Source organism: Methylobacterium sp. J-048 (genome assembly GCF_022829515.1).
Classification (GTDB): Bacteria; Pseudomonadota; Alphaproteobacteria; order Rhizobiales; family Beijerinckiaceae; genus Methylobacterium.
Genome location: NZ_JAKSYL010000272.1, coordinates 1 through 343 on the forward strand (window position 1 = coordinate 1; position 343 = coordinate 343).

The following is a 343-nucleotide window of genomic DNA, read 5'->3' on the forward strand; positions in this document are numbered from 1 at the left end:
TCTCTTCGGTGGCCTTCGCGGTCTGGCCGGCGAGGTTCTTCACCTCCATGGCGACCACCGCGAAGCCGCGGCCGGCCTCTCCGGCCCGGGCCGCCTCGATCGTGGCGTTGAGCGCCACCAGCTGCGTCTGGCGGGCGCTGGTCGAGATCCGCCCGACCACGTCGCCGATGCGGGTGGCCGCGTGGCTGAGCGCGTGCACGAGATGATGCGTCTGGCCCTCCTCGCCGACCGCCCTCTGGGCGCGGCTGGCCGAGCCCCGGACCCGCCGCCCGATCTCCTGCCCGGCCGCGCCCCTCCCCTCGGCGGCCGCCGGCACGGTCTCGCCATTCGCGGCTGCTTCCTC

The 343-nt window shown here is 75.8% G+C and carries 1 protein-coding gene; it reads right to left on the reverse strand.

The window, feature by feature from the left end:
• On the reverse strand, positions 1–343 hold a 343-nt coding region (locus MKL09_RS27160), incomplete at both ends, for a methyl-accepting chemotaxis protein (protein WP_244025107.1).